At 65.4% G+C, this 24,285-nt stretch carries 20 protein-coding genes and 2 pseudogenes; 11 read left to right on the forward strand and 11 right to left on the reverse strand.

Translation table 11 applies throughout. The features are described 5' to 3' along the window. Positions 1-545: 545 nt before the first annotated feature. The 4 genes from EGJ34_RS05005 to EGJ34_RS05020 form a co-directional block, all read right to left on the reverse strand. Positions 546-1,691 (reverse strand): M35 family metallo-endopeptidase, encoded by a 1,146-nt coding sequence (locus tag EGJ34_RS05005; RefSeq protein WP_125359443.1) that lies wholly within the window; start codon positions 1,689-1,691, stop codon positions 546-548. 141 nt (positions 1,692-1,832) lie between these two features. Beyond that, positions 1,833-2,912: an MASE1 domain-containing protein gene (locus EGJ34_RS22500; protein WP_221740384.1), complete on the reverse strand. Its 1,080-nt coding sequence runs from the start codon at positions 2,910-2,912 to the stop codon at positions 1,833-1,835. Further along, positions 2,913-3,347: a hypothetical protein gene (locus EGJ34_RS05015; protein ID WP_125359445.1), complete on the reverse strand. Its 435-nt coding sequence runs from the start codon at positions 3,345-3,347 to the stop codon at positions 2,913-2,915. Between the two features lie 27 nt (positions 3,348-3,374). After that, complete coding sequence (locus tag EGJ34_RS05020; protein ID WP_125359446.1) at positions 3,375-4,670, reverse strand: FAD-binding oxidoreductase; 1,296 nt, start codon at positions 4,668-4,670, stop codon at positions 3,375-3,377. A 114-nt stretch (positions 4,671-4,784) separates the two neighbouring features. Here EGJ34_RS05020 and EGJ34_RS05025 point away from each other — a divergent pair, with 114 nt between their 5' ends. The 9 genes from EGJ34_RS05025 (at position 4,785) to EGJ34_RS05065 (ending at position 16,360) form a co-directional block, all read left to right on the forward strand. Next, positions 4,785-6,200 (forward strand): glutamine synthetase family protein, encoded by a 1,416-nt coding sequence (locus EGJ34_RS05025; protein WP_260476909.1) that lies wholly within the window; start codon positions 4,785-4,787, stop codon positions 6,198-6,200. 106 nt (positions 6,201-6,306) lie between these two features. Continuing rightward, positions 6,307-7,413 carry a polyamine ABC transporter substrate-binding protein gene (locus EGJ34_RS05030; protein WP_125359447.1) on the forward strand — a complete coding sequence of 369 codons (1,107 nt, stop codon included), beginning with the start codon at positions 6,307-6,309 and terminating at the stop codon, positions 7,411-7,413. A gap of 161 nt (positions 7,414-7,574) precedes the next feature. Then, positions 7,575-8,750, forward strand: a complete 1,176-nt coding sequence (locus EGJ34_RS05035) for an HlyD family secretion protein (RefSeq protein ID WP_125359448.1) — start codon at positions 7,575-7,577, stop codon at positions 8,748-8,750. Beyond that, entirely contained in the window at positions 8,747-10,294 is a 1,548-nt protein-coding gene (locus tag EGJ34_RS05040) for a DHA2 family efflux MFS transporter permease subunit (RefSeq protein WP_260476910.1), read from the forward strand. The genes EGJ34_RS05035 and EGJ34_RS05040 overlap by 4 nt, the downstream gene beginning before the upstream one ends. Beyond that, positions 10,294-11,862: an efflux transporter outer membrane subunit gene (locus tag EGJ34_RS05045; protein WP_125359449.1), complete on the forward strand. Its 1,569-nt coding sequence runs from the start codon at positions 10,294-10,296 to the stop codon at positions 11,860-11,862. The genes EGJ34_RS05040 and EGJ34_RS05045 overlap by 1 nt, the downstream gene beginning before the upstream one ends. A 58-nt stretch (positions 11,863-11,920) precedes the next feature. Further along, entirely contained in the window at positions 11,921-13,054 is a 1,134-nt protein-coding gene (gene potA, locus EGJ34_RS05050) for a polyamine ABC transporter ATP-binding protein (RefSeq protein WP_125359450.1), read from the forward strand. Beyond that, a complete protein-coding gene (locus EGJ34_RS05055) occupies positions 13,051-13,962 on the forward strand; it encodes an ABC transporter permease subunit (RefSeq protein WP_125359451.1) in 912 nt (303 codons plus the stop codon). The genes potA and EGJ34_RS05055 overlap by 4 nt, the downstream gene beginning before the upstream one ends. After that, a complete protein-coding gene (locus EGJ34_RS05060; RefSeq protein WP_125359452.1) occupies positions 13,959-14,798 on the forward strand; it encodes an ABC transporter permease subunit in 840 nt (279 codons plus the stop codon). The genes EGJ34_RS05055 and EGJ34_RS05060 overlap by 4 nt, the downstream gene beginning before the upstream one ends. Positions 14,799-14,995: 197 nt before the next feature. Continuing rightward, complete coding sequence (locus tag EGJ34_RS05065; protein WP_125359453.1) at positions 14,996-16,360, forward strand: NAD-dependent succinate-semialdehyde dehydrogenase; 1,365 nt, start codon at positions 14,996-14,998, stop codon at positions 16,358-16,360. Positions 16,361-16,437: 77 nt separating this feature from the next. On the opposite strand, the gene EGJ34_RS05070 is transcribed toward EGJ34_RS05065, so the two are convergent. The 6 genes from EGJ34_RS05070 to EGJ34_RS05095 form a co-directional block, all read right to left on the reverse strand. After that, the gene (locus EGJ34_RS05070; RefSeq protein WP_125359454.1) at positions 16,438-17,433 is read right to left on the reverse strand and encodes a magnesium and cobalt transport protein CorA; all 996 of its coding nucleotides are present in this window, start codon (positions 17,431-17,433) and stop codon (positions 16,438-16,440) included. Positions 17,434-17,448: 15 nt separating this feature from the next. Continuing rightward, complete coding sequence (locus tag EGJ34_RS05075; protein WP_260476914.1) at positions 17,449-18,657, reverse strand: DUF4105 domain-containing protein; 1,209 nt, start codon at positions 18,655-18,657, stop codon at positions 17,449-17,451. A 59-nt stretch (positions 18,658-18,716) separates the two neighbouring features. Continuing rightward, positions 18,717-19,598, reverse strand: coding sequence for a transporter associated domain-containing protein (locus EGJ34_RS05080; RefSeq protein ID WP_125359456.1), 882 nt, complete (start codon positions 19,596-19,598; stop codon positions 18,717-18,719). A 64-nt stretch (positions 19,599-19,662) separates the two neighbouring features. Then, complete coding sequence (locus tag EGJ34_RS05085) at positions 19,663-20,214, reverse strand: hypothetical protein (protein WP_125359461.1); 552 nt, start codon at positions 20,212-20,214, stop codon at positions 19,663-19,665. A 79-nt stretch (positions 20,215-20,293) separates the two neighbouring features. Then, positions 20,294-20,779 carry an rRNA maturation RNase YbeY gene (gene ybeY / locus EGJ34_RS05090; protein ID WP_125359457.1) on the reverse strand — a complete coding sequence of 162 codons (486 nt, stop codon included), beginning with the start codon at positions 20,777-20,779 and terminating at the stop codon, positions 20,294-20,296. A 61-nt stretch (positions 20,780-20,840) separates the two neighbouring features. Beyond that, positions 20,841-21,821, reverse strand: coding sequence for a PhoH family protein (locus tag EGJ34_RS05095; protein ID WP_125359462.1), 981 nt, complete (start codon positions 21,819-21,821; stop codon positions 20,841-20,843). Between the two features lie 401 nt (positions 21,822-22,222). Between EGJ34_RS05095 and EGJ34_RS05100 the strand changes: the two are divergent. Continuing rightward, positions 22,223-22,351 (forward strand): annotated as a pseudogene (locus EGJ34_RS05100) (hemolysin secretion protein D); the annotation flags it as partial. Between the two features lie 102 nt (positions 22,352-22,453). Here the strand turns inward: EGJ34_RS05100 and miaB are convergent. After that, positions 22,454-23,866, reverse strand: a complete 1,413-nt coding sequence (gene miaB / locus EGJ34_RS05105; RefSeq protein WP_125359458.1) for a tRNA (N6-isopentenyl adenosine(37)-C2)-methylthiotransferase MiaB — start codon at positions 23,864-23,866, stop codon at positions 22,454-22,456. 161 nt (positions 23,867-24,027) lie between these two features. On the opposite strand from miaB, the pseudogene EGJ34_RS05110 reads away from it, so the two are divergent. Next, positions 24,028-24,285: pseudogene (locus EGJ34_RS05110) on the forward strand (lytic transglycosylase domain-containing protein); the annotation flags it as partial.

Here is a 24,285-nt window from a genome sequence, read left to right on the forward strand (position 1 = left end):
CAGCACCAGCGAAAAGTGCGGATTTCGATAGATGACAATCGGCACCGCGTCCGGCGAGGTCTTCAACCGCCATGACGGCAGCGAGGTACGTGCGGAAACCGTGCCTGCCGGAATCGCTCAGAACAGATGACCGGCGTTGGCGAAATGCACCAGCACCCGGCCACTGACGTCCTTTACCTGGTAGTACGTGATCTCGTCGCTCACGAAGCCGCACACACGTAAGTTGTCATCCGCCATCAACTGATCTGCCTCCGGATCTGCATCCGATTCCCCCGCAACCGACATTGCTGTGGTCGCTGCGTGAAATAAAGGCTAATGGCGTGTATGGGCTGACGGCTTTGACACGATTCTGATATTTTGGGATCGCGGCGAACGCGGAAGCGTTTTGGCGACATCACCGCCAGTTCTTCAGACGAACGGCCCATCGAGCAGAGCTCCATGGGCCTTAGTGTTGACGCATATCAGTGGGAGGGCGCTCGAAGGATGTCCGCCCATGGCGTTCATTCAGGTGGTTTCGTATCAGCTGAGAATTCTAATCGAACGGACTATTCTTGAGAGTCGAGGTTGTCGACAAAGTACTCGAAGCTGTACGAGTGATTTGACGCTAGATCGCGTGCATCCACAGCCAGCTTGCGCGCGTCTTCGGGGAGCGCAAAGTGAGCTTCGTAGTCGTCAGCGCCTTTGGCGAGGAAATCATTGAAATGTGTCACTTCATGAAAGATGGTCCGTGACTTCGATCCTGTGGCTATGCCTGGACCTATCGGGAGTTTGAAGAACTTGGGGCAATAGTTGATGACGTGGGCCGAGTCGGGATCCACCCACGCAATTACCCTGTCCGCTATGGAGTCAGGACAGTTGCACGATGGTGGTGAAAGCATGCCGAAGCGGCTCGCGGTCGACGACAGCACCTCCTTGATCCTGAGGTTGGTCGGGTTTGGCACATTTGGATCCCCGTGGATACCAAACCACGTGGTGTAACGTGGTGTCTGGTTGAAGGTGAGATAGGTGCCATCTGGCCCGAGGTTGAGTTCGTAAAGTCCCTCGACGTATTCCTGAGCGCCGCGTGCGATTTGTGCGGCGATGGGCAACGCTTGAGTTACCGCCAGTGTTTTGTCGGGGGGGCAAGTGGCTCGAGGGTGCAGATGATCGTTTGCAGTTGAGCCTGAATCTCTGCTAGGGGCGGCGTCGGTCTTCAAGAGAATGCTTGGGGACTCGGTATAGATGGAGGTGTCTCCGTCAGGGTGCCGGGAGTGGTTCTGCTGCAGCCCGTTCGGTCGACTCTGTTCGAATCCACGTGGAGTTACTTGATAGTGTGTGTTCGGCTGGAGGCGATAGTTCTTCGAAAGATTCACCTCAATGACCGTCTCGTCGCCGGGTTTGAGGGTGATTCGAGATGTGCGCGCCTCCGGGCTCAAATTTACAACTACGCCAGTGTAGGGAGCCGATGAACCGGCCGAAGAGATGACCTGAAATGCGTTATTCCAAAGGCGGCCATCTGGCATGGTCCTGGGGAGGTCTGCCTCACGGATAGAGACGTCGTCATTGCCTGTGTTTGAGTACTTCACTATCAGAATGACGTCCAACGACGCGCCGTCACGTGCGTGTTCTACTGATGCAACGGCTTTGGCGAGTGCGTCTCCGGACGATAGCGAAAGCGCTGTAAGGGCAACGATACAGCGAGCAAGTGTCATCAAGAATCTCTTACCAGGTGGAAGTAGTGGGCGGCGTGGTCTAAATGTCAGGAGCTGAATTGCCGTCGCCGTCGCGTGAAGCAAAGGTTAAGTTCCTGTCCCGCTGGCGGCTTTGAAAAGATTCTGATATTCGCTCACCCACTAAGGCAGCGCCGGCACCCGCACCGTTTCCTGCATTACCATGCGGATGCAGCCACCCCGGCATTCGATCCGACCCCCATAAGCGCGAATCCGCGCACTCAAGCGCTCAATCGCCAGCACCGTGGTCGCGGCGCTGATCGTCTGCGCGGGGTCCAACAGGCGCAACGTCATCACCAGCCCCTGCATCTGCCGTTGTTGCCCGCAACGCACCCGCACCCGCAGCTGGCCCGGCTCGCGCTCCAGCAGCAACGACACTGCATCGGTCAGTGTGCGGTAGGCGGCCAGCTGCAGATCCACGCTCAGCCGACACGGATCGCCGCCGAAGCGCGGCGGCAATACCCGGTAGCTGCGTTCCCATTCCTGCCCGATGCCGCCGGTCTGCAGCGCCAGGTAGAGGCCGATCTGCTCCAATGCGGCCGGGTACACCATGCTGGTCTGCGCGCGGAACTGCCTGGAACAGACTTCGGCGGTGTGCAGCAGGCTGTCCGCCAGACGTGCGTAGCCGTGTGCCTGCAGCCACTGCGCCATCTGCGCGTGCGACAGGTCGATGCCTTCGCCGACCCGGCGCATCTGCTGCGCACGGTGGCGCAGTGCGGCTTCGCTGGCATGCAACGCAGCGCGTGACTGCGCCAGGACTTGCTGTTCGCTGCGCGCGCGCGTGCGGTATTGCCGTTGGTAATAGCTGAGGCTGGCTCCCAGACTGAGCAGCGCCACGCCGTACAGCGACAGGTGCTGCTGCCAGGCGTAGGTGCTGGCGTCGAAGGAGCCGGGCAGGCCGGTGCTGTGCATGCTGAAGGCGGTGACGATGCTCCAGAACGGCACCGCGATGGCCGCACCACGCCAGCCGTGCAGCACCGTCAGCGCAATCGCGGGCAGGGCCATGAGCAGCAGCAGGCCCGCACGCAAGGGGGCGACATCGGCCGGCAGCAGTGCGGCGGCCACGCCCATTCCCAGCAGCGTGCAGGCGGCTGCGGCGCTGCGCGGGGCGATCCGTCGCGACCACCCCGTGCCTGCTCTGCGCCGGATCCACAGCAGTGCGAGCGGAGCCAGGGTCAGGATCGCGGTGAAGTCGCCAATCAGCTACACGGTGGCCTGGTGCAGTACCGGCACATCCGGCGGCGTGGGCCATAGCAGGTGGATGGAGAGCAGCTTCAGTACGCAGGTTGCCGTGGCGGCCAGCGCCGCCACCGACGGCAGCCACAGCTCGTTGCGGGCGGCAATCATGCGGCGATGCAGGTGCACCACGCCCATCACCGCTGGCATCAGCACCGCCGAACCGGCCACGGCCCAGGTCAGTCCGTAGGTGTCCACCATCGGCGCGCGCAAACGCACGAAGTACGCGTACTCACCCAGCAGCAGATACGGCCACAACCGCGGCGGTACCACGATCAGCGCGGCCACCCGCAACCCGGCCGGCAGGAAGAACTGGTCCACCGAAAGATGCCACAGACCCCAGCAGGCCACGGCATACGCCGCGGCCAGTATGAGTCCTTGCTTCACATTGCCTGACGTCATGTCGCGTCCTGTCTTTCCGTTCCCGGGTCACCACAGCACATCGCGCAGTTTGTACCAGGACATCGCCGCTACCAGCAGCGGGGTACGCAGCAGCGGTCCTCCCGGGAAGCGACGGTGCGGAATGCGGGCGAACGCGTCCAGTCGCTCATTCTGCCCGGCAATGGCCGCCGCGATCACCTCGCCGGCCAGCCCGGTCGCCGCCACGCCGTGTCCGGAAAAGCCCTGTGCGAAGTACACGTTGGGGGTCAGTCGCCCCCAATGCGGGGCGCGATTGCGGGTGATGTCGACGAACCCGCCCCAGACCTGCTCCAGCCCGACGTCGCGCAGCTGCGGGAACACCTGGTGCATGCGTCGGGTCATTACCCCGCGCAGTCCGGGCGGGGGCAGGGCGGAGTAACTGGCGCGGCCACCGAACAGCAGCCGATGGTCGGCACTGAGTTTGAAGTAGTCCAGCGCCCAGCTGACATCGGCCACCGCCATGTCGTTGCTGATCAGGCTGCGCGCGCGTTCCTCGCCCAGCACCGGCGTGGCTCCGATATAGGTGCCCACCGGCATGATCCGCGATTCCAGTTCCGGGGCGATGCCGGCCAGCAGCGCATTGCCGGCAATCACGACGTGGTCGGCACGGACGCTGCCTTCCGGGGTGCGCAGTTGCGGCCGGGGTTCGCGCAGCAGTTGCTGCACGGGGCTGGCTTCGTGGATGACGACGCCGAGACTTTCAGCCGCCCGGGCCAGGCCCTGGGCGTAGGCGAGCGGATGCAGATGGCCGCTGCCCACATCGAACATCGCCCCGCGATAGCGCGGGCTGTCCAGTTGCTCGCGAAGTTGCGCCCGGCCCCACCACTGCAGCGGGTAATCGTAGTGCTCCACCAGCCGCTGCATGCCCCGCCGCAGCTCACGCTCCTGGCGGGCATTGATCGGCACGCTGGCATGCCCGTCGCGCCAGTCGCAGGCAATCTGGTAGTGCTGCAGGCGTCGGCGCAGCAGGGCCATGCCCTCGCGCGAATAGTCGAACAACGCGCGTGCATGGATCTTGCCGACCAGCCGCTCCAGCGTGTCCACCTCACAGCCATACCCCACGATGGCCTGGCCGCCATTGCGCCCGGACGCTCCCCAGCCCACGCGCTGCGCTTCCAGCACGGTCACCCGGTAGCCGCGCTCGGCCAGCGAGAGCGCGGCAGAAAGCCCGGTGTAGCCTGCGCCCAGTACGCACACATCGGCCTGGGTGTCGCCGCGCAGCGCAGGGCGCAGGGGCACGTCCGGCACGCTGTCGGCGTACCAGCTGGACGCATGCGGCTGCCCGGCGGGGCGTGCCAAGGTCATGCGACAGGGGCAGGGGAACGGCTCATGGCCACAGCATGCCAGCAACTGACGCGAAGGGGAGGTCAGCGGGGCGATGCTTGCCTGGCTCGCCCGGCCGGGGTTACCGTGCGGGACATGACCACCCGACCGCGCCCGCGAAAACCCGCCACTACTGCGCGCAGGACCGCCGCATCGCCGGCACCGGAAGAGAGCGCGTTGCTGCGCTGGCTCAAAGAGCGCCGCATCACCGAGGTGGAATGCCTGGTACCCGACATCACCGGCAATGCGCGCGGCAAGATCATTCCGGCCGACAAGTTCTCGCACGACTACGGCACGCGGCTGCCCGAGGGCATCTTCGCCACCACGGTCACCGGTGAATTCCCCGACGACTATTACGAGCTGACCTCGCCGTCGGACTCGGACATGATCCTGCGACCGGACCCCGACACCGTGCGCATGGTGCCGTGGGCCACCGATCCCACCGCGCAGGTCATCCACGACTGCTACACCAAGCACGGCCAGCCGCATGAGCTGGCTCCGCGCAACGTGCTGCGTCGGGTGCTGGACGCCTATGCCGAGCTCGGCCTGCGCCCGGTGGTCGCACCGGAACTGGAGTTCTTCCTGGTGCAGAAGAACACCGACCCGGATTTCCCGCTGCTGCCTCCTGCCGGGCGTTCCGGCCGGCCGGAAACGGCCCGGCAGTCATACTCGATCGACGCGGTCAATGAATTCGACCCGATCCTCGACCTGATGTACGACTACTGCGACGCGATGAAGCTGGACGTGGACACGCTGATCCACGAGTCCGGCGCAGCGCAGCTGGAAGTGAATTTCACCCATGCCAATGCAATGGACCTGGCTGACCAGGTATTCCTGTTCAAGCGCACCATGCGCGAGGCGGCGATGCGCCACGGCGTGTACGCCACCTTCCTGGCCAAGCCGATGGAAACCGAGCCGGGCAGTGCCATGCATATCCACCAGAGCCTGCTGCGGATCAGCGACGGGCACAACGTGTTCAGTGGTGATGCGGGCGGTGAGGAGTTCAGTCCGATCTTCGGCCACTATCTGGCCGGCCTGCAGAAGTACGTGCCGATGGCCATGGCATTCTTCGCGCCCAACGTGAACTCCTATCGTCGGCTGGTATTCGGTGAAGTCTCGCCCAGCAACGTGCACTGGGGCTTCGACAACCGCACCTGCGGCCTGCGTGTTCCGATGGATACCCAGGAAAACATGCGCGTGGAAAGCCGCTTCGCCGGCTCCGACGCCAATCCGTACCTGGCCATGGCGGCGACGCTGGCCGCCGGCCTGCTGGGCATCCGCGAGCAGGGTGCCCCGACCGCACCGGTCAGTGGCAGCGCCAAAGAGCTGGGCTACGACCTGCCCCGTTCGCTGGGCGAGGCGCTGGACGGCCTGGAAGGGTGTCCGGCCCTGCAGCAGATGCTGGGTGAGCGCTTCTGCCGCGCCTATGTGTCGGTCAAGCGCAAGGAATACGAGACCTTCTTCCGGGTGATCAGCTCCTGGGAGCGTGAGTTTCTGCTGCTGAATGTGTAGCCGCCGGCCTTCCGGGCTGGGAAAATGCGTACCTGGCCGTTAGGCTGACCCCGTTCCTGCCGGTCCACCCGGTTCCCCCACTTTGCTTCGACCCGTGGAGACCCCGATGAAGCTGCGAATCCTGACCCTCGGCATTGCCGTTTCCCTGCTCAGCGCCTGCGGTGGCGGTGCCAAACAGGAAGACAGCAAGGTGCTCAACGTCTACAACTACAGCGACTACATCGCTGAAGACACCATTCCCAATTTCGAGAAGGCCACCGGCATCAAGGTGACCTACGACGTGTTCGACAGCGATGAAATGGTGGAAACCAAGCTGCTGGCCGGCGACAGCGGCTACGACGTGGTCGTGCCGACCTTGAACTTCTTCGGTCGCCAGATCCAGGCCGGCGTGTTCCTGCCGCTGGACAAGAGCAAGATCCCGAACCTGGCCAATCTTGATCCGGAAATGATGAAGCGCATCGCGCAGCAGGATCCGGACAACAAGTACGGCGTGCCGTACATGATCGGCACCACCGGCATCGGCTACAACGTGGACATGCTGAAGGAGCGTTTCGGTGGCAGCACCGACATCGCCAACAGCTGGGACCTGGTGTTCAAGCCGGAAAACATCGCCAAGATGAAGGATTGCGGCATCACCCTCCTGGATACGCCGGCGGACATGATTCCGATCGCACTGCACTACCTCGGCGAAGATCCGCACAGCCACGATCCGGCCACCATTGAAAAGGCCGCCGCGCTGCTCAAGAGCATCCGCCCCTACGTGCAGAACTTCCACTCCTCCAACTACGTGGGTTCGCTGGCCAACGGCGGCACCTGCCTGGTGGTGGGCTGGTCGGGCGACATCATCCAGGCCCGTGACCGTGCCGAGGAAGCCGACAACGGCGTGACCGTGGCCTACTCGATTCCGAAGGAAGGCGCACCGCAGTGGTTCGACATGCTGGCCATTCCGAAGGATGCCAAGCATCCGGAAGCCGCGTACGCCTTCATCAACTATCTGCTTGACCCGAAGGTTGCGGCGGCAAATACCAATTTCATCCACTACGCCAACCCGGTGAGTGCGGCCACGCCGCTGGTGGACGAAGGCATCCGCACCGATCCCACCATCTACCCGCCGGCCGACGTGTCCGCGAAGATGTTCACCTACTCGATCAATCCGCCGGAAGTGGACAAGCTCTATACCCGCCTGTGGACCGAGGTGAAGACCGGTCGGTGAGGACGCAAGGCCCATGGGACGCTGTTCCATGGGCCTGATTGCCGCACACCGGACATCACGCTTCGCCATCGCTTTTCACCTGTTGTCTGCACCCGCTCCCCTACCGTTGCGTATGGGGCGCACGCGCGCCTCGCCTCCCACGAGCCAGCCGCGACGAGACGATGAGCGACAAGCCCCCACGGCACGACGCCGATCCCGAACAGACTACCGAAGATGAGAAGGCGGACAGCGAGCAAAAGCCGTCGCCATTGAAAAACCCCAAAGTGCGCTGGACCCTGATCATCCTCGGCGTGGTGGTGCTGATCGGGCTGCTGGCGTGGCTGGTGTACCACCTGCTGGTGGGCCGCTATCTGCAGGACACCAACAACGCCTACCTCCAGGCCGACGCAGTGGCGGTTGCGCCACGGATCAACGGCTACGTCACCGAAGTGCTGGTGCAGGACAACCAATGGGTCAAGGCCGGTGAACCGCTGCTGCGGATCGATCCGCGCACCTATCGGGCCACGCTGGACCAGGCCGAAGCGGTGATCGCGGTGCGCGAGGCAGACATCGCTGCGGCCCAGGCGAATGTGCAGGGGCAGGGCGCGTCACTACAGCAGGCCCGCACCCAGAATACCGCCGCGGCCGCCAGCCTGGCGTTCGCCAAAGCCGAGGTGGCGCGCTTTGCGCCGTTGGCTGCGTCCGGCGCAGATACCCATGAACACATCGAGAGCCTGCGCCACGACTTGCAACGTGCCCAGGCCCAGTTCGACGCGGCGCAGGCGCAGATCAGCGGAGCCCAGAGCCAGATCGAGGCCAGCACCGCGCAGCTGGAACAGGCCCAGGCCGGATTGAAGCAGGCCCAGGCCGACGCGGACCAGGCGCGGGTGGCGTTCGAAGACACCGAACTGACGGCACGCATTGATGGCCGCATCGGCAACAAGACTGTGCAGGTCGGTCAGTTCGTGTCCGCCGGCACCCGCACCATGACCGTGGTGCCGGTGGCCTCGCTGTATCTGAGTGCGAACTTCAAAGAGACCCAGGTGGGTCTGATGCGTCCGGGCCAGCCGGCCGAGATCAAGGTTGACGCACTGCCGGGAACCACGTTGCACGGCACGGTGGAAAGCATCTCGCCGGGCACGGGGGCGCAGTTCGCTCTGCTGCCCCCGCAGAACGCGACCGGCAACTTCACCAAGGTGGTGCAGCGTGTGCCGGTGCGCATCCGCGTGGATGCCGGCGAGGAAGCACGCAAGGTGCTGGTACCCGGCATGTCGGTCGAGGTCACCGTGGATACCCGCAACGCACGTGACGCGCGCGAGCGCACCGAGCAGGAAGCCGAGGAAAGGGCGGCGAAGTGAGCGCGACTGCCCCCAGCGCCGCTGCTGAAAAAGCCGACGCGAGTGCCTGGCTGGCGGTGGCGGCAGGCACCATTGGTTCGTTCATGGCGACGCTGGATATTTCCATCGTCAACGCCGCACTGCCGACCATCCAGGGCGAGGTCGGGGCCAGCGGCACCGAGGGCACGTGGATCTCCACGGCCTTCCTGGTCTCGGAAATCGTGATGATTCCGCTGACCGGCTGGTTCGTGCGTACGTTGGGGCTGCGGACCTTCCTGCTGATCTGCGCGACGTTGTTCACTGCGTTCTCGGTGATGTGCGGCCTGGCCGACTCGCTGGCGATGATGATCGCCGGGCGGATCGGCCAGGGCTTTGCCGGCGGTGCGCTCATTCCCACCGCCCTGACCATTGTCGGCACGCGGTTGCCACCGGCACAGCAGCCGCTGGGCACCGCGCTGTTTGGCATGACGGTGATCCTCGGGCCGGTGATCGGCCCGTTGCTGGGCGGTTGGCTGACCGAGAACGTGAGCTGGCACTATGCCTTCTTCATCAATGTTCCGATCTGTGCCGGCCTGGTGGCCTTGCTGCTGCTCGGTCTGCCACACGAAAAGTCGGACTGGGGCGGCCTGCTGCGCGCCGACTGGCTGGGCATCCTGGGCATGACCGCGGGCCTGTCGGCGCTGACCGTGGTGCTGGAGGACGGACAGCGCGAGCGCTGGTTCGAGTCCACGCTGATCATCGTGCTCAGTTTCGTCTCGCTGATTGGCTTTGCGTTGCTGGCACTCGCGCAGTTCACCAGCCGCGAACCGGTGATCCGCCTGCGCATTCTGTTCCAGCGGAGCTTCGGCGCGGTGTTCGTGATGGTGATGGCGGTGGGCATGATCCTGTTCGGGGTCATGTACATGATTCCGCAGTTCCTGGCGGTGATTGCCGGTTACAACACCGAGCAGGCCGGCTACGTGTTGCTGCTGGCCGGGTTGCCAACCATCCTGCTGATGCCGTTGATGCCGAAGATGCTGGAAACAGTCGACGTGCGCATCATGGTGTTCGCCGGCATGCTGTGTTTTGCGGCTGCCTGTTTCGTCAATCTGGGCCTGACCCCGGACAGCATCGGACCGCATTTCGTGGTGGGCCAGCTGCTGCAGGGCTGCGGATTGGCGCTGGCGATGATGGCCCTGAACCAGGCGGCGATCACCTCGGTCCCTCGCGAGTACACCAGCGATGCGTCGGGTTTGTTCAACGCGGCGCGCAACCTCGGCGGCTCGATTGGCCTGGCCATCATCTCCACGTTCCAGGAGCGGCGCATGACGCTCCATGTGGATGCCATCGGCAGCAGTGTGACCGCGAACTCGCCGATCGCGCAGGATGCGCTGCAGCAGTATGGCCAGCAGCTGGGCGATGGAGCCCAGGTGATGGCGGTGCTGGGTCAGGAAGTGCAGCAGCAGGCGCTGGTGATGGCCTACAACGACCTGTTCTGGATCTTCGGCGGCATCGTCGTGCTGACCTTCCCGCTGGTGTTTCTCCTCAAGCCCTTGCCGAAGGGCGTTCCCATGGCGATGCATTGATGACCGTGAGACCTCTCCACCCATTGCGCACCCTGTTGGTGCTGGGGCTGCCGCTGGCGCTCGGTGCCTGCATGCTCGGACCGGATTACGTGCGGCCGGACGTGGCGCAGCCCGCTGTCGAGCAGCCACAGCTGCCCCGCGCTGCCGATGCGGGCGTCACGCCCGCTGCGCCACCGAGCCAGTGGTGGCTGCAGCTGCAAGACCCGGTGCTGGATGAACTGGTGGACCAGGCGTTGCGCAACAGCCCGAACCTGCGGGTCGCGCAGGCGCGCCTGCTGGCGTCGCGCGCACTGGTCAAACAGCGGCGCGCGGAACAGCTGCCCAGCGTCGGCGCGGTGGCGGCCTACACCAGCATCCAGATGCCCGATTCGTTGACCGACAGCGTGCGCGGTATCGGCGAAAGCGTGGCCCAGGCAGCGGAAGCCAACGGTCGCCCGCAGGAGGCCTCACAGATCCGCCAGGAGCTGGGTGACGTCAGCCTGGACGCAGAGCTGTACATCGCCGGCGTGGACGCCAGCTGGGAGCTGGATCTGTTCGGACGTCGCCGGCGTGCGGCCGAGCAGGCGCACGCCGAGGCCGAGGCCAGCCTGGCCGAGCTGGCCGATGCGCAGGTGCAGCTGGCGGCCGAGGTGGCACAGGTGTACCTGGGATATCGCAGCACCCGGGAGCGGCAACGGCTGGCCGACGACAACATCGCCGCGGCCGCGCAGAGCGTGGAACTGACCCGTCAGCGACGTGCCCGCGGCGCGGACTCGGACCTGCAGGTGGAGCGCGCGCTGGCCCAGCTGGAGCAGCAGCGTGCCGAGCTGCCGGGGTTGAAGGCGCAGGCGCTGGAGGCACGTGACCAGCTGGCGCTGATGACCGGCCGTGAGCCGGGTGCCCTTGATGCCGCGCTCGCGGCGGACCGTCCCTTGCCGATGCTGCCCGCCGTGGTGGCGGTCGATGATGCCGCCGCGGTGATCCGTCGCCGACCGGACATCCGCCAGGCGGAGCGGCAGCTGGCCGCGTCCTCGGCGCAGATCGGCCAGGCACTGTCGGCGTACTTCCCGCAGGTGAACCTGCTGGGTGCCGTCGGCATGGGGGCCAGTTCCCCCTCCGATCTCAACAGCGATGCGGTCAGTACGGTAGTGGCCCCGTTCCTGCGCTGGTCGGTGTTCGATTTCGGCAAAACCCGTGCCCGGGTCGCACAGGCACGGGCCGGCAACGAGGCCCGCCTGGCAGCGTATGAAGGCACGGTGCTCGCCGCGCTGCAGGATGCCAACACCGCGCTGGCGCGGTTCGGCAGCGCCCGTGAGCAGGTCGTGGTCGCAACCCGCGCGGAGGCCTCGGCGCAGCGGGCCGACGCGCTGATGCAGCAACGCCGGGCGGCCGGGGCCGCGTCGCAGATTGACCTGCTCGATGTCCAGCGCCAGCGCCTGCAGGCCCAGGACGCATTGGCCCAGGCCCGGCTGCAGCTGCTGGTGCGCTATGCCGGTCTGCAGAAGAGCCTGGGGCTGGGCTGGGAGCAGGCTCCCGAACCGGGCAGCCCGGGCACGGTGAACCGCCCGGATCCGGTATCACCGCGGTAGCCTCAGGTCGCTAGAATGAGCTGCCCACGTCCCGTAGCCGCGTCTGGAGCTGCCGCCCATGTCCTTTGAAGCCAAGCCGGAAGGCGAGGTCCTCCCGGTGCTGGAGCCGGGCTATCTGTCCATCCGCGCGCTGCGCAAGGAATTCGACGGCTTCCTGGCCCTCGACGACGTCAACCTGGACGTCCGCAAGGGCGAGATCTTCGCCCTGCTGGGTGGCTCGGGCAGCGGCAAATCGACCCTGCTGCGCTGCCTGGGCGGCTTCGAGACCCCCACCGCCGGCAGCATCGACCTGGATGGGCAGCGCATCAACGCGCTGCCCCCGTACCAGCGGCCGATCAACATGATGTTCCAGTCCTACGCGCTGTTCCCGCACATGACGGTGGAGCAGAACATCGCTTTCGGTCTCAAGCAGGACGGGCTGGCCCGCGACGCGATCCGCAAGCGCGTCGGCGAGATGCTGGACCTGGTACAGCTGGGCAAGCTGGCCAGGCGCAAGCCGCACCAGCTGTCCGGTGGCCAGCAGCAGCGCGTGGCACTGGCCCGCTCGCTGGCCAAGGGACCGAAACTGCTGCTGCTGGACGAACCGATGGGCGCGCTGGACAAAAAGCTGCGCTCGCAGATGCAGCTGGAACTGGTCTCGATCATCGAGAACTCCGGCGTGACCTGCGTGATGGTCACCCATGACCAGGAAGAGGCCATGACCATGGCCACCCGCATCGCGGTGATGGACGCCGGCTGGATCCAGCAGGTCGGCAAGCCCGATGAAATCTACGAGCAGCCGGCCAACCGCTTCGTCGCCGGCTTCATCGGTTCGGTGAATCTGTTCGAGGGCGTGATCGACGAGGATCTGCCCGAGTACGTCACCGTGCGCACGCCGCTGTTCCCGGCCCCTATCTACGTGGCCCACGGCATCACCTGCTACGAGGGACAGGAAGTGGCGTTCGCGCTGCGCCCGGAGAAGGTGATGATCGGCAAGGACGAGCCGGAAGGGGCCATCAACAAGGCGCAGGGAGTGATCGAGGACATCGCCTATTTCGGCAGCCATTCGGTCTATCACGTGCGCCTGCCCAGCGGGGCCAAGGTGCTGTCCAACTTCGCCAACTCGCAGCGCTGGGCCAGCGATGGGCTGACCTGGGGCGACGCGGTGTGGGTGCACTGGCGTGACAACGACGGCGTGGTGCTCACCGCATGAACGCCACCGGGCTCAAGCGCTGGCTGCCGGGCACGCGCAGTGCGGTGATCGCCGCGCCTTATCTGTGGCTGCTGCTGTTCTTCGCGGTGCCGTTCGCGATCATTCTGATGATCTCCTTTGCCCGTACCCAGGTCGGGTCGCCGCCGTACACCTGGCTGCTGGAATACGTGGATGGCGCGTTCTCGCTCAAGCTCAGCCTCGGCAGCTACGCCGCACTGGTGAATGACAACCAGTACGTGCTGGCCTATCTGAGTTCGATCAAGATCGCGGTGATCGCCACGCTGCTGACGCTGCTGATCGGCTACCCGATGGCCTATGTGATCTCGCGGATGTCCCCGGCCGCACGCAACGTGGCGATGATGCTGGTGGTGCTGCCCTCGTGGACCTCGTTCCTGATCCGCGTCTACGCGTGGATCGGCATCCTTGACCGCAACGGCCTGCTGGACCAGCTGCTGCAGAAGATCGGGATCACCGATGCACCGCTGAGCCTGCTGTATACCCCCACCGCCGCCTACATCGGCATCGTCTACTGCTACCTGCCGTTCATGGTGCTGCCGCTGTACGCCAACCTGGTCAAGCTGGACCACCGGTTGCTGGAAGCCGCGTACGACCTCGGCGCGAAGCCCTGGCAGGCGTTTCTCAAGATCACCCTGCCGCTTTCGCGCGGCGGCATCATCGCCGGCTGCATGCTGGTGATGATTCCCGCAGTGGGCGAATTCGTGATTCCGGAAATGCTGGGCGGGCCGGACACGCTGATGATCGGCCGGGTGCTGTGGGGCGAGTTCTTCAACAACCGTGACTGGCCGACGGCCTCGGCGGTGGCCGTGGTGATGCTGCTCCTGTTGCTGGTGCCGATTCTGCTGTTCAACCGTGTCCAGCAGCGTGAGCTGCAGGGGCGGCTGTCATGAGCATGGTGCGGAGCAGCCGCTGGTTCGGATGGTCGGTGCTGGCGCTGGGTTTCGGCTTCCTGTACCTGCCGATCCTGTTGTTGATGGTGTATTCGTTCAACGCGTCCAAGCTGGCCACGGTGTGGGCCGGTTTCTCCACGCGCTGGTACGGAGAACTGTTCAACAACCGGCAGATTCTGGACGCCTTGTGGGTCAGCCTGAAGGTTGCGTTCTGGACCGCCACCGCCGCGACCGTGCTGGGCACGATGGCAGCCATGGTGATGACGCGATTCCAGCGCTTCCCCGGCAAGACCGTGTTCGGCGCGCTGATCACTGCGCCGCTGGTGATGCCGGAGGTGATCCTCGGGTTCTCGCTGATGACCCTGCTGGTGGCGATGGGCGGCATTCCGGGATTCCCCAGCCGGGGTGTGGGCAGCATCTGGATCGCGCACGTCACCTTCACCTTGTCCTTCGTCACCGTGGTCGTGTCCTCGCGCCTGCGCGAACTTGACCGGTCGCTGGAAGAGGCGGCGATGGACCTGGGAGCCAGCCGGCTGAAGGTGTTCTTCCAGATCACCCTGCCGATCATCGCCCCGGCGCTGGTCGCCGGCTGGCTGCTGGCGTTCACCCTGTCGCTGGACGACGTGGTGATTGCCAGCTTCGTCGCCGGGCCGAACTCGACCACGTTGCCGATGAAGGTGTTTGCCTCGGTGCGAATGGGCATCAAGCCGGAGATCAACGCACTGGCCACCTTGATGGTGCTGGCAGTGTCGATTGCGGCGGTGGTGGGTTGGTTCATCACCGCGCGCGGCGAGAAGCGCCGCCAGCGCGACATGCAGCTGGCGCAAAAGGGATGATTCCGGGTCGTCTGACTCTGTGACGCTGACGCGCACCTCGTAGAGCCGGGCTTGCCCGGCTGCACTTTGCGCGCCAAAAAAGCAGCCGGGCAAGCCCGGCTTTACGGATCTCACGTCCACATGGCCGGGCCGGTGCCGGCCACATCCGGCTCACGGTCGCAGGCGCACACTAAACGCCTGCCTTCCGGAGCCCCCCGATGTCTGTCGAAATCACCAACCCCGCCACCGGCCTGGTCACCTACCGCCACGAATTGCTGACCGCCGCCGACGTCGATCAGCGCCTGGCCGCCGCCGCCACCGCTTTCCCGCAGTGGTCGGCACGTTCGCTGCAGGAACGCGGCAGCATCCTGCGCGACATCGCGACCCAGTTGCGCGCACTAAAGGAAGACCTCCAGCAGGCCATGACCTCCGAAATGGGCAAGCTCAAGACCGAAGCCCTCGCCGAAGTGGAGAAATGCGCCCAGGCCTGCGAGTACTATGCCGACCACGCCGCCGATTACCTCAAGCCGCAGCTGATCGACACCGAAGCGCAGCGCAGCTACGTGCGCTACGAGCCGATCGGCTGCGTGTTCGCGGTGATGCCCTGGAATTTCCCGATCTGGCAGGTGTTCCGCTTCCTGGCACCGACGTTCATGGCCGGCAACGTGGCCGTGCTCAAGCACGCCAGCAACGTGCCACAGTGCGCCGATCTGATCCTGGCCGTGTGCCGTGATGGTGGGCTTCCGGAGGGCGTCTTCGACGTGCTGCACATCAACAACGAGCAGGCGGCGGAGGTGCTGCGCGACAAGCGGGTGAAGGCGGTCACGCTCACCGGCAGCGAGCGGGCAGGGCGCTCGATTGCCGCCAACGCCGGCGACCAGCTGAAGAAGTGCGTGATGGAACTGGGTGGCAGCGATGCCTTCGTGGTGCTGGATGACGCCGATCTCGACAAAGCCGTCGCGGCCGCGGTGAAATCACGTTTCGACAACAGCGGCCAGACCTGCATCGCGGCCAAGCGCTTCATCGTGGTGGACGCGATTGCCGACGCGTTTGTCGAAAAATTCGTGGCTGCCGCCGCGCAGCGTGTGTATGGCGACCCGCAGGACGAGAAGACAACGCTGGCTCCGATGGCGCGGGCCGACCTGCGCGAGGAACTGCACAAGCAGGTGCAGGCCAGCATTGCCAAGGGGGCGAAACTGCTGCTGGGCGGCGAGCCGGTGGCGGGTACGCATGCGGGTTACCCGGCCACGATTCTTGACCGCGTGGTGCCGGGCATGCCGGCCTACGAGGAGGAACTGTTCGGGCCAGTGGCGGCGATCCTGCGTGTGCGTGATGAAGAGGAAGCGCTGCGGGTGGCCAATGACACCACGTTTGGACTGGGCGGCAGCGTGTGGTCAGGCGACCCGGTGCGTGGCGAAGCGATGGCCAAGCGGCTGGAGTGCGGCGCGGCGTTCGTCAATGCGATCGTCAAGAGTGATGTGCGGTTGCCGTTCGGGGGCAGCAAGCGTTCGGGATTCGGGCGCGAGTTGGCCGACCATGGCATTCATGAATTCATGAACATCAAAACGGTGTACGTGGCCTGACGGATGTCACGACCAACGGTCGTGACCTACCGTCCGTGGCACACCCGGTAGGTACCGACCGTTGGTCGGTACGCCGTTCAGAGCCACCGCGCGCGCTTGAACAACCGATACAACCCGATACACACCGCGCCAACGCCGACAATCATTGCCGGATAGGCCCAGGGCTTGTCCAGCTCGGGCATGTGCGCGAAGTTCATCCCGTACCAGCTGGTGATCAGGGTCGGCGCGGCCAGCAGCGCCGCCCACGCACCCAGCCGCTTCACGGTTTCCCCCTGGGCCAAGGTCACCAGCGACAGGTTCACGCTCAATGCCGTGCCCAGCATCTCGCGCAGGGTGTCGATCACATCGCTGATCCGCACCGCATGGTCATGCACGTCCCGGATGTACAGCTTGACCTCATCGGGAATGAGATCACCGGGATAGCGGCGCAGCTGCGCCAGGACATCCTGCAGCGGCGCGACCGCCATGCGCATCTTGTTGAGCTGGCGCTTGAGTTCGTACAGGCGCATCACCGTGGTGCGCTTGTAGTTCTCGGCGAAGATGTCCTTTTCCAGTGCATCCAGCGTGTCGCGGTAGCCGATGGTGATGGGCAGGTAGTTGTCGACCACGAAGTCCATCACCGCATACAGGCAGTACGACGGTCCCATCTTCAGCAGCTGCGGCTCGCGCTCGACCCGCGCACGCACGGGCGCGTACGACAGCGAGGCCCCATGCCGCACCGTGACCAGGAAGCGCGGCCCGAGGAAGGCATGGGTTTCGCCATATTCGATGCGTTCCTGCACGCTCTGCGCGGTGGTGACCACCACGAACAGGGAGTTGCCGTAGGCCTCCACCTTGGGGCGCTGATGCGCATTGCGGGCATCATCGATGGCCAGGTCATGCAGGCCGAATTCCTCCTGCAGTTTCAGCAGCACGGCGTCGGCCGGGTCATACAGGCCGACCCAGACAAAGCCATTGCCGCTGGCGATCACATCACTGATCGCATCCAGCGCGATGTCGTGGCGCTTGCCCTGGTCGTCGTAATGAACGCAGTTGATGACGCAGGCAGGGTTGCTCGAATCGGTATGTTCCATGGCGGTCATGGTGCGTCAGCGGCCGGTGACGGACGGGTCACGACGGCTCAGCACCCAGGCCAGCGCAACGTGCACCGGCAGCAGCAGCACGATCCACTGCAGGTTGTATTGAGGCTGCAGCGTCAACCAGTGCAGCACCAGGCCCAGCCCGGACAGCACCGCCACGGTCCACAGCAGCACACGGAACCACGCGCGCGGCGTGCGCCCGCGCAGCAGCATGAAGGCCCCCGGCAGCAGCAGCAGGCACAGTGGCGACAGCTGCAGCAGGTTGCGGTTGGCCCATGCAGCATGGTGCGCGCTGAAGCCCCACAGGAAGGTCAGCAGGCCACCGGCAATGCCGCACAGCAACCACAGCGGCAGCGCCAGGCCGCCGAGCAGGCGACGACGCTGGCGCAGCGCCAGCACGCCGCCGGCCAGAATCAACCCGCACAGCAGCCAGGGCCACCAGCGCCGGGCAAACTCGGCCGGCTCCGGCGCAATCCGGTGCGGCAGCAGTTCCTGTTCGGCCTGCACCAGCGGACGTCCCTCGGTGTTTTTGACCTGGCGCAGCGCATCGGCCAGGCGCATTGGCACGAAGGCTTCCTGCCAGCGTGACAGCGGCTGGTCGGCATACGGCCCCAGGCCGACGTCGAAGCCCAGCCACATCCACGGGGCCGGCGAGGCCAGCCGCACCGACTCGCTGCGGTAGGTATTGCCACGCGAGCGCCCGGACAGTTGCGCATGCAGGCCGCCGCCCAGTGCCTCGTCAATGGCGTCGCGGACCATGGTCGCGCAGTTGGCGGTGTAGTAGTCGTAGCGGTAGCGCGCGTTTTCCGGCTTGGCCCGTTCGGCCAGCGAGTCGGCCAGGGTGCGGGCCTGCTCCGGGCTCAGGTCGAGCCACTGCAGGTTGGCCCCGCGGCCGGTTTCCGCGTAGTACGACAGGTCCCGTTCCAGTGGCAGCGCCACGAGGTAGTACATCATGTCGCCGCGCACGAAGCGGCCGATGAAGTCGGGCTCGTTCGGATCGAAGTAGCCGAAATTGTAGGAGATCGCCTGTCCGCTCACCGGGTCCTCGACCACAATGGCGTCATGCCCGAAGCGCTCGAAGAAGATCTCGCCCGGCTGCATGGTGACGATGCCGATGCGCGGGGCGGGAGCATCCACCACGGGCACTTCGGCAGCAGGCGCAGGCGCTGCTTCCTGGGCCAGCGCTGCCACCGGCAGGCTGGACAGGGCGCACAACATCAACACAAACAACAGGCGGCACAGCGGCCACCGCGTCAGCAGGGGCCGCATGGCGTGGTTCAATCCTCGTCGGTGCTGTCGGGGGGGAGCACGGTTACATGGAATGCCTGCACGCGGCGGGCATCGGCACGCGCCACCCGGAACACGAAGCGGTCCTGGGTGAGTTCATCGCCCGTCTCAGGCAGGTGACCGATGGCCTCGGTGACCAGCCCGCCGATGGTGTCGTAATCGTCGTCGGCAAAGCTGGCCCCAAAGCGTTCATTGAAGTCGCCAATCGGGGTCAGTGCGTCCACTACGTACTGGCCGTCGGCCTGGATGGCGATCTGCGCGGTATGGTCTTCGGCTTCGTCATGCTCGTCGTCGATCTCGCCGACGATCTGCTCCAGCACGTCCTCGATGGTGACCAGCCCGGCGACACCGCCGTACTCGTCGACCACGATGGCCATGTGGTTGCGTGACAGGCGGAATTCCTTCAGCAGCACATTGAGCTTCTTGGCTTCGGGAATCAGCACCGCCGGGCGCAGCAGTTCGCGCACGTTGGCCGGACCGTTGTCGGCGACGACGCCGCGCAGCAGGTCCTTGGCCAGCAGGATGCCGAGGATCTCGTCCTTGTTCTCGCCGTGCACCGGGAAGCGCGAATGGCCGGATTCGACCACCTGCTTCATGAGCTCGAGGAAGGGAGCCTGCACCGGCAACGACACCATCTGCGAGCGCGAGATCATCACGTCGCCCACGGTGAGTTCGGCGACCGAAATGGCCCCTTCCATCATCCGCAGGGTGTCGGCGGCGATCAGGCCGTCGTCCTGTGCGGTGTGCAGCACCGCCACCAGTTCGTCACGGGTGTGGGGTTCGCCGGAGAAGGCAGAGGTCAGGCGTTCCAGCCAGCTGCGCTTCTTTTCGTTCTGCTCCGTCTGGGAGCCACTACTGTCGTCTTCTGACATCTCTGGAAAAAAGGCACCCGGCGAACCGGGCGTTGGGGCCAGTCTAGCAGGATGTGGGGCGCTGTCAGCGTCCGCCGTCGGGCGTATTCACCGAGGGGGTCAGCGGCGCGTCAGCAGCCGGTTCCTCCTCCTCGGCGGGCAGGTCCAGGCTGTAGGTGCAGCCGGCCAGGGTCTTGCCGGGGTGGCTCTGCACGGTGGAGACGCTGAGGATGATCGACTCGATCATCGGCTCCCCGGTGCGCGGGTCGGTGACGTCGCGGGCGACCACTTCGCGGCCGGCCATGAACTTGTCCGGGTTGTCGACGCCGTCTTCCAGCGCCAGGCCCCTGGCCAGCGGGCGCGGGTCGGCGACGTCCAGGATGGCCATGATGCTGGCCCCGGACACGGTGATGTACTCGGCGCGCTGGCCGAACACGGTGATCGGGCTGGCCAGGCGGTACTCGGCCATGAACTGGTTGCGCTGTTCCAGCGGCTGCAGGCCGTTGGCTACGGCCTTGAGCGGATCAGCGACCACGGGGGCCAGGGCGTCGTAGTCGGATACCCGCTGGCGGCATTCGATCAGCGCCGGCAGATCAAGCGCGGCGGACGTGGATGCAGCCGGCGAAGGGGCGGCCATGGCCGTCACATGCAGCAACGCCAGCAGGATCAGACAGGTCGGGCGGAGCAGGGTCATGGGTCGGGTCCTTGCAGGGGGCTCAGCGTTCGCCGGCATAGGGGTCGGCAATGCCCAGGTCGGCCAGGATCTCGCGTTCCAGCTGCTCCATCGCGTCGGCTTCCTTGTCGTCCTCATGATCCCAGCCCAGCAGATGCAGCACGCCGTGCACGGTGAGGTGCGCGTAGTGGGCGTTGAGGGCCTTGGACTGCTCGTCGGCTTCGCGGGCCACCACCGGGGCACAGATCACCAGGTCGCCCAGCAGCGGGAACTTCACTCCCTTGGGCAGGCCTTCGGGCACCTCGGCCGGAAAGCTGAGCACGTTGGTGGCGTAGTCCTTGCCCCGGTAATGCCGGTTCAGCGACTGCCCTTCCTTGGCGTCCACCAAGCGGATGGCGAGGTCGGCTTCACGGATACGCCCCTTCAGCGCTGCCGCCACCCATTTCCGGAAGCTCACCGCCGCAGGCAGGCCGGTGCGGGGCAGGGCATAGCTGACGGCGACATCGAGGCGGACGGGGCCCTTGGTCATGGCAATTCCGGTGTATCTACAATAAGAGCAACAGTATCGCGCGTGCGACCCGCCGCCGTCATCATGCGTCCGGCTTGACCTGCTGCAGGTCGCGGCGGTCGTACGCACCGACGATCCGCGCCACCAGCGGGTGGCGGACCACGTCGCGGGCCTCGAAGAAGGTAAAGCTCACACCTTCCACGTCGCGCAGCACCTCGATGGCGTCGCGCAGGCCCGACTTCACGTGCTTGGGCAGGTCGGTCTGGGTCAGGTCGCCGGTGACCACGGCGGTGGAACCGAAACCGAGGCGGGTCAGGAACATCTTCATCTGTTCGATGGTGGTGTTCTGCGCCTCATCCAGGATCACGTACGCATCGTTGAGCGTGCGCCCGCGCATGTAGGCCAGCGGTGCGATCTCGATGACGTTCTTCTCCAGCAGCTTGACCACTTTCTCGACACCCAGCATTTCATACAGGGCGTCATACAGCGGGCGCAGGTAGGGATCGACCTTCTGGGTCAGGTCGCCGGGCAGGAAGCCGAGCTTCTCGCCCGCTTCCACCGCCGGGCGCACCAGGATCAGGCGCTGCACGCGCGATTCGTTGAGCGCCTCGACCGCGCTGGCCACGGCTAGGAACGTCTTGCCGGTACCGGCCGGGCCAATGCCGAAGTTGATGTCATGGGTGGTGATCTGGTGCAGGTAGCGGGCCTGGTTGGCACCGCGCCCGCGCACGGTGCCGCGCTTTACCTTGATGCTGACTTCCTGCGCCTCGTAGGCGCGCTCGGCCAGGTGTTCCACATTGGCCTGGTTCAGGCGCAGATGGATGGCGTGGCTGTCGAACACGGTATCGCCGGCTTCTTCGTACAGGGCTTCCACCAGCTTCTGTGCCTCGGCAACCACCGCTTTGGGGCCGCTGATGCGGAACACGTGGCCCCGGTTGGCGATCTCCACGCCAAGTTTGAGTTCGATCTGTCGCAGGTGCTCGTCGAACGGACCCGCCAGATTGGCCAGGCGCTCGTTGTCTTCCGGGGTCAGGGTGAAGTCGCGGTGTGCCAGTGCGGTCATTGCATGCGGCGGCACGCCGTGATGGTGCCGCAGGATCAGGGAAGGACGCACAGGGTAGCGCGTTTCAGGTGAGGCGCACGTTCTCCACAGCGCTTGTGCAGTTGCGGTGCAGCAACCTGTGGATAGCGTCCGGCAGCCCTACTGCCGCAACGCGGATGAAGGCGTGGTCAAAAAAGTGTCAAGGTTCGGTGGGGTTTTCCACATGCACTGTGGGCGGCTGCGGGAGAAAGATGTGGATAACCATGCGCGCGCCAGTTGCCGCAATGGCTGCGACTGGGTGATCATTTCATGACCAGCGCGCAGTGCCGCGCGTTCTGCCTGACGGGGTCGTGCCGATGTCCGCAGTCTGCAGTCTGGGCCGGATCCGGATCCGCATATCAGGGAGGGACCTGCGCCTGCTGATGGTGCCGGGGCTGCTGGCAGTGCTGGCTGGCTGTGGCCGCGACGACGCCAGAGCGCTGGGTACGCTGGAATGGGATCGCATCACGGTGCCCGCTCCAGCCGCCGAAGTCATCGCGTCCATCATGGTCGTGGCGATCACGCGGTTCCGGAAGCGACTGGATTGACAGCGTGCCGACCAACCGTCGCCACCCACCAACGGTAGGTACCGACCGTTGGTCGGTACCTGGGCCTCAGACGACCACCAACCGCCCGCGCAATGAATTGCTGTACGCCTCGGTGATCTCCACATCCACCAGCTGCCCCACCAGCCGCATCTGCCCGGGGAAGTTCACCGAGCGCATGTTCTCGGTCTTGCCGGTCAGCTCGTTCGGGTCCTTGCGCGACGGCCCTTCCACCAGCACGGTCTGCACCGTGCCGACCATGGCCTGGGAAATGGCCGCAGCCTGCTCGTTGATCTTCGCCTGCAGCCGGGCCAGGCGGGCGTGCTTTTCGGCGTCGCTGATCGTGTCCTGCAGGTCGGCCGCCGGGGTGCCTGGGCGGCGTGAGTAGATGAAGGAGAAGCTCTGGTCAAAACCAACGTCTTCGATCAGCTTCATCGTCTTCTCGAAATCGGCCTCGGTTTCGCCGGGGAAGCCGACAATGAAATCGGAGCTGATCGAGATGTCCGGGCGCACCGCGCGCAGCTTGCGGATCTTGGCCTTGAACTCCAGTGCGGTGTAGCCGCGCTTCATCGCCGACAGCACGCGGTCGCTGCCGGCCTGCACCGGCAGGTGCAGGAAGTTGGCCAGCTGCGGCACGTCGCGATAGGCGTCCACCAGCGAATCGCTGAACTCCAGCGGATGCGAGGTGGTGAAGCGGATGCGGTCAACGCCGTCGATCTCGGCAATCGTGCGGATCAACAGACCGAGGTCGGCCAGCTCGCCGTCGCCGTATGGACCGCGATACGCATTGACGTTCTGGCCGAGCAGGTTGATCTCGCGCACGCCCTGGGCGGCCAGCTGCGCCACTTCCACGACCACGTCCTCGAACGGGCGGCTGACTTCGGTCCCGCGGGTGTAGGGCACCACGCAGAACGAGCAGTACTTGGAGCAGCCTTCCATGATCGAGACGAAGGCGGAGCCGCCTTCGGCGCGCGGTTCGGGCAGACGGTCGAACTTCTCGATTTCCGGGAAGCTGATGTCCACCTGCGACTTGCCCGATTCACGGCGCTGCCGGATCAGCTCCGGCAGCCGGTGCAGGGTCTGCGGGCCGAACACCAGGTCCACGTGCGGGGCGCGCTTGATGATCGCGTCCCCTTCCTGCGAGGCGACGCAGCCACCGACGCCGATGATCACGCCGCGACCGTTGTTCTTCAGGGCCTTCCAGTAACCCAGCTGGCTGAACACCTTCTCCTGCGCTTTTTCGCGGATGGAGCAGGTGTTCATCAGCAGGACGTCGGCCTCGGCCGGGTCGTCGGTCAGCTCCAGACCTTCCTCGGCCGCCAGCACGTCGGCCATCTTGGTCGAGTCGTACTCGTTCATCTGGCAGCCGTGGGTCTTGATGTACAGCTTGCCGCGCACCGGGCCGTTCACCTGCGGGCGGGAGCCGGGCAGGGGAATGAGGTCGGGGCGGGCGACGGATTCGGAGGCGGGCGTCCCGGTCATGGCGCTTATTCCAGTCGGGTGGGCGGGCAGGGTAGCCGCGCATTCTACCCCGTAGAGCCACGCCCTGCGTGGCTGGGCCCTCCCGGGAACCCCGCCCGCCATTGGCACGCAGGGCGTGGCAGTACTTGTTAATGGGCTGCGAAACGGGGACACTCCGCCCCATGAAGGGGATTGTGGGGACAATCGCTGCGCTGACCTTGACTGCGCTGACCGCCATGCCGGCCAGTGCGGGCACGCTGTACAAGTGCGTCGGCGAAGACGGCATCCCCAGCTACGTGAGCAAGCGGGTGCCGAAAGCGACCTGCAGCGTGGTCAGCAATTACCGGCCCGATCGCAGCGCGCCAAAGCGCTACGTCCCGTCGCCGTCCCCGGTGGCCGCCCCCACGCCTGCGCCGGCAGCCCCGACCCCGGCCCAGTCC

It is taken from the genome of Stenotrophomonas sp. 278, from assembly GCF_003935715.1.
Taxonomy (GTDB): domain Bacteria; phylum Pseudomonadota; class Gammaproteobacteria; order Xanthomonadales; family Xanthomonadaceae; genus Stenotrophomonas; species Stenotrophomonas maltophilia_AH.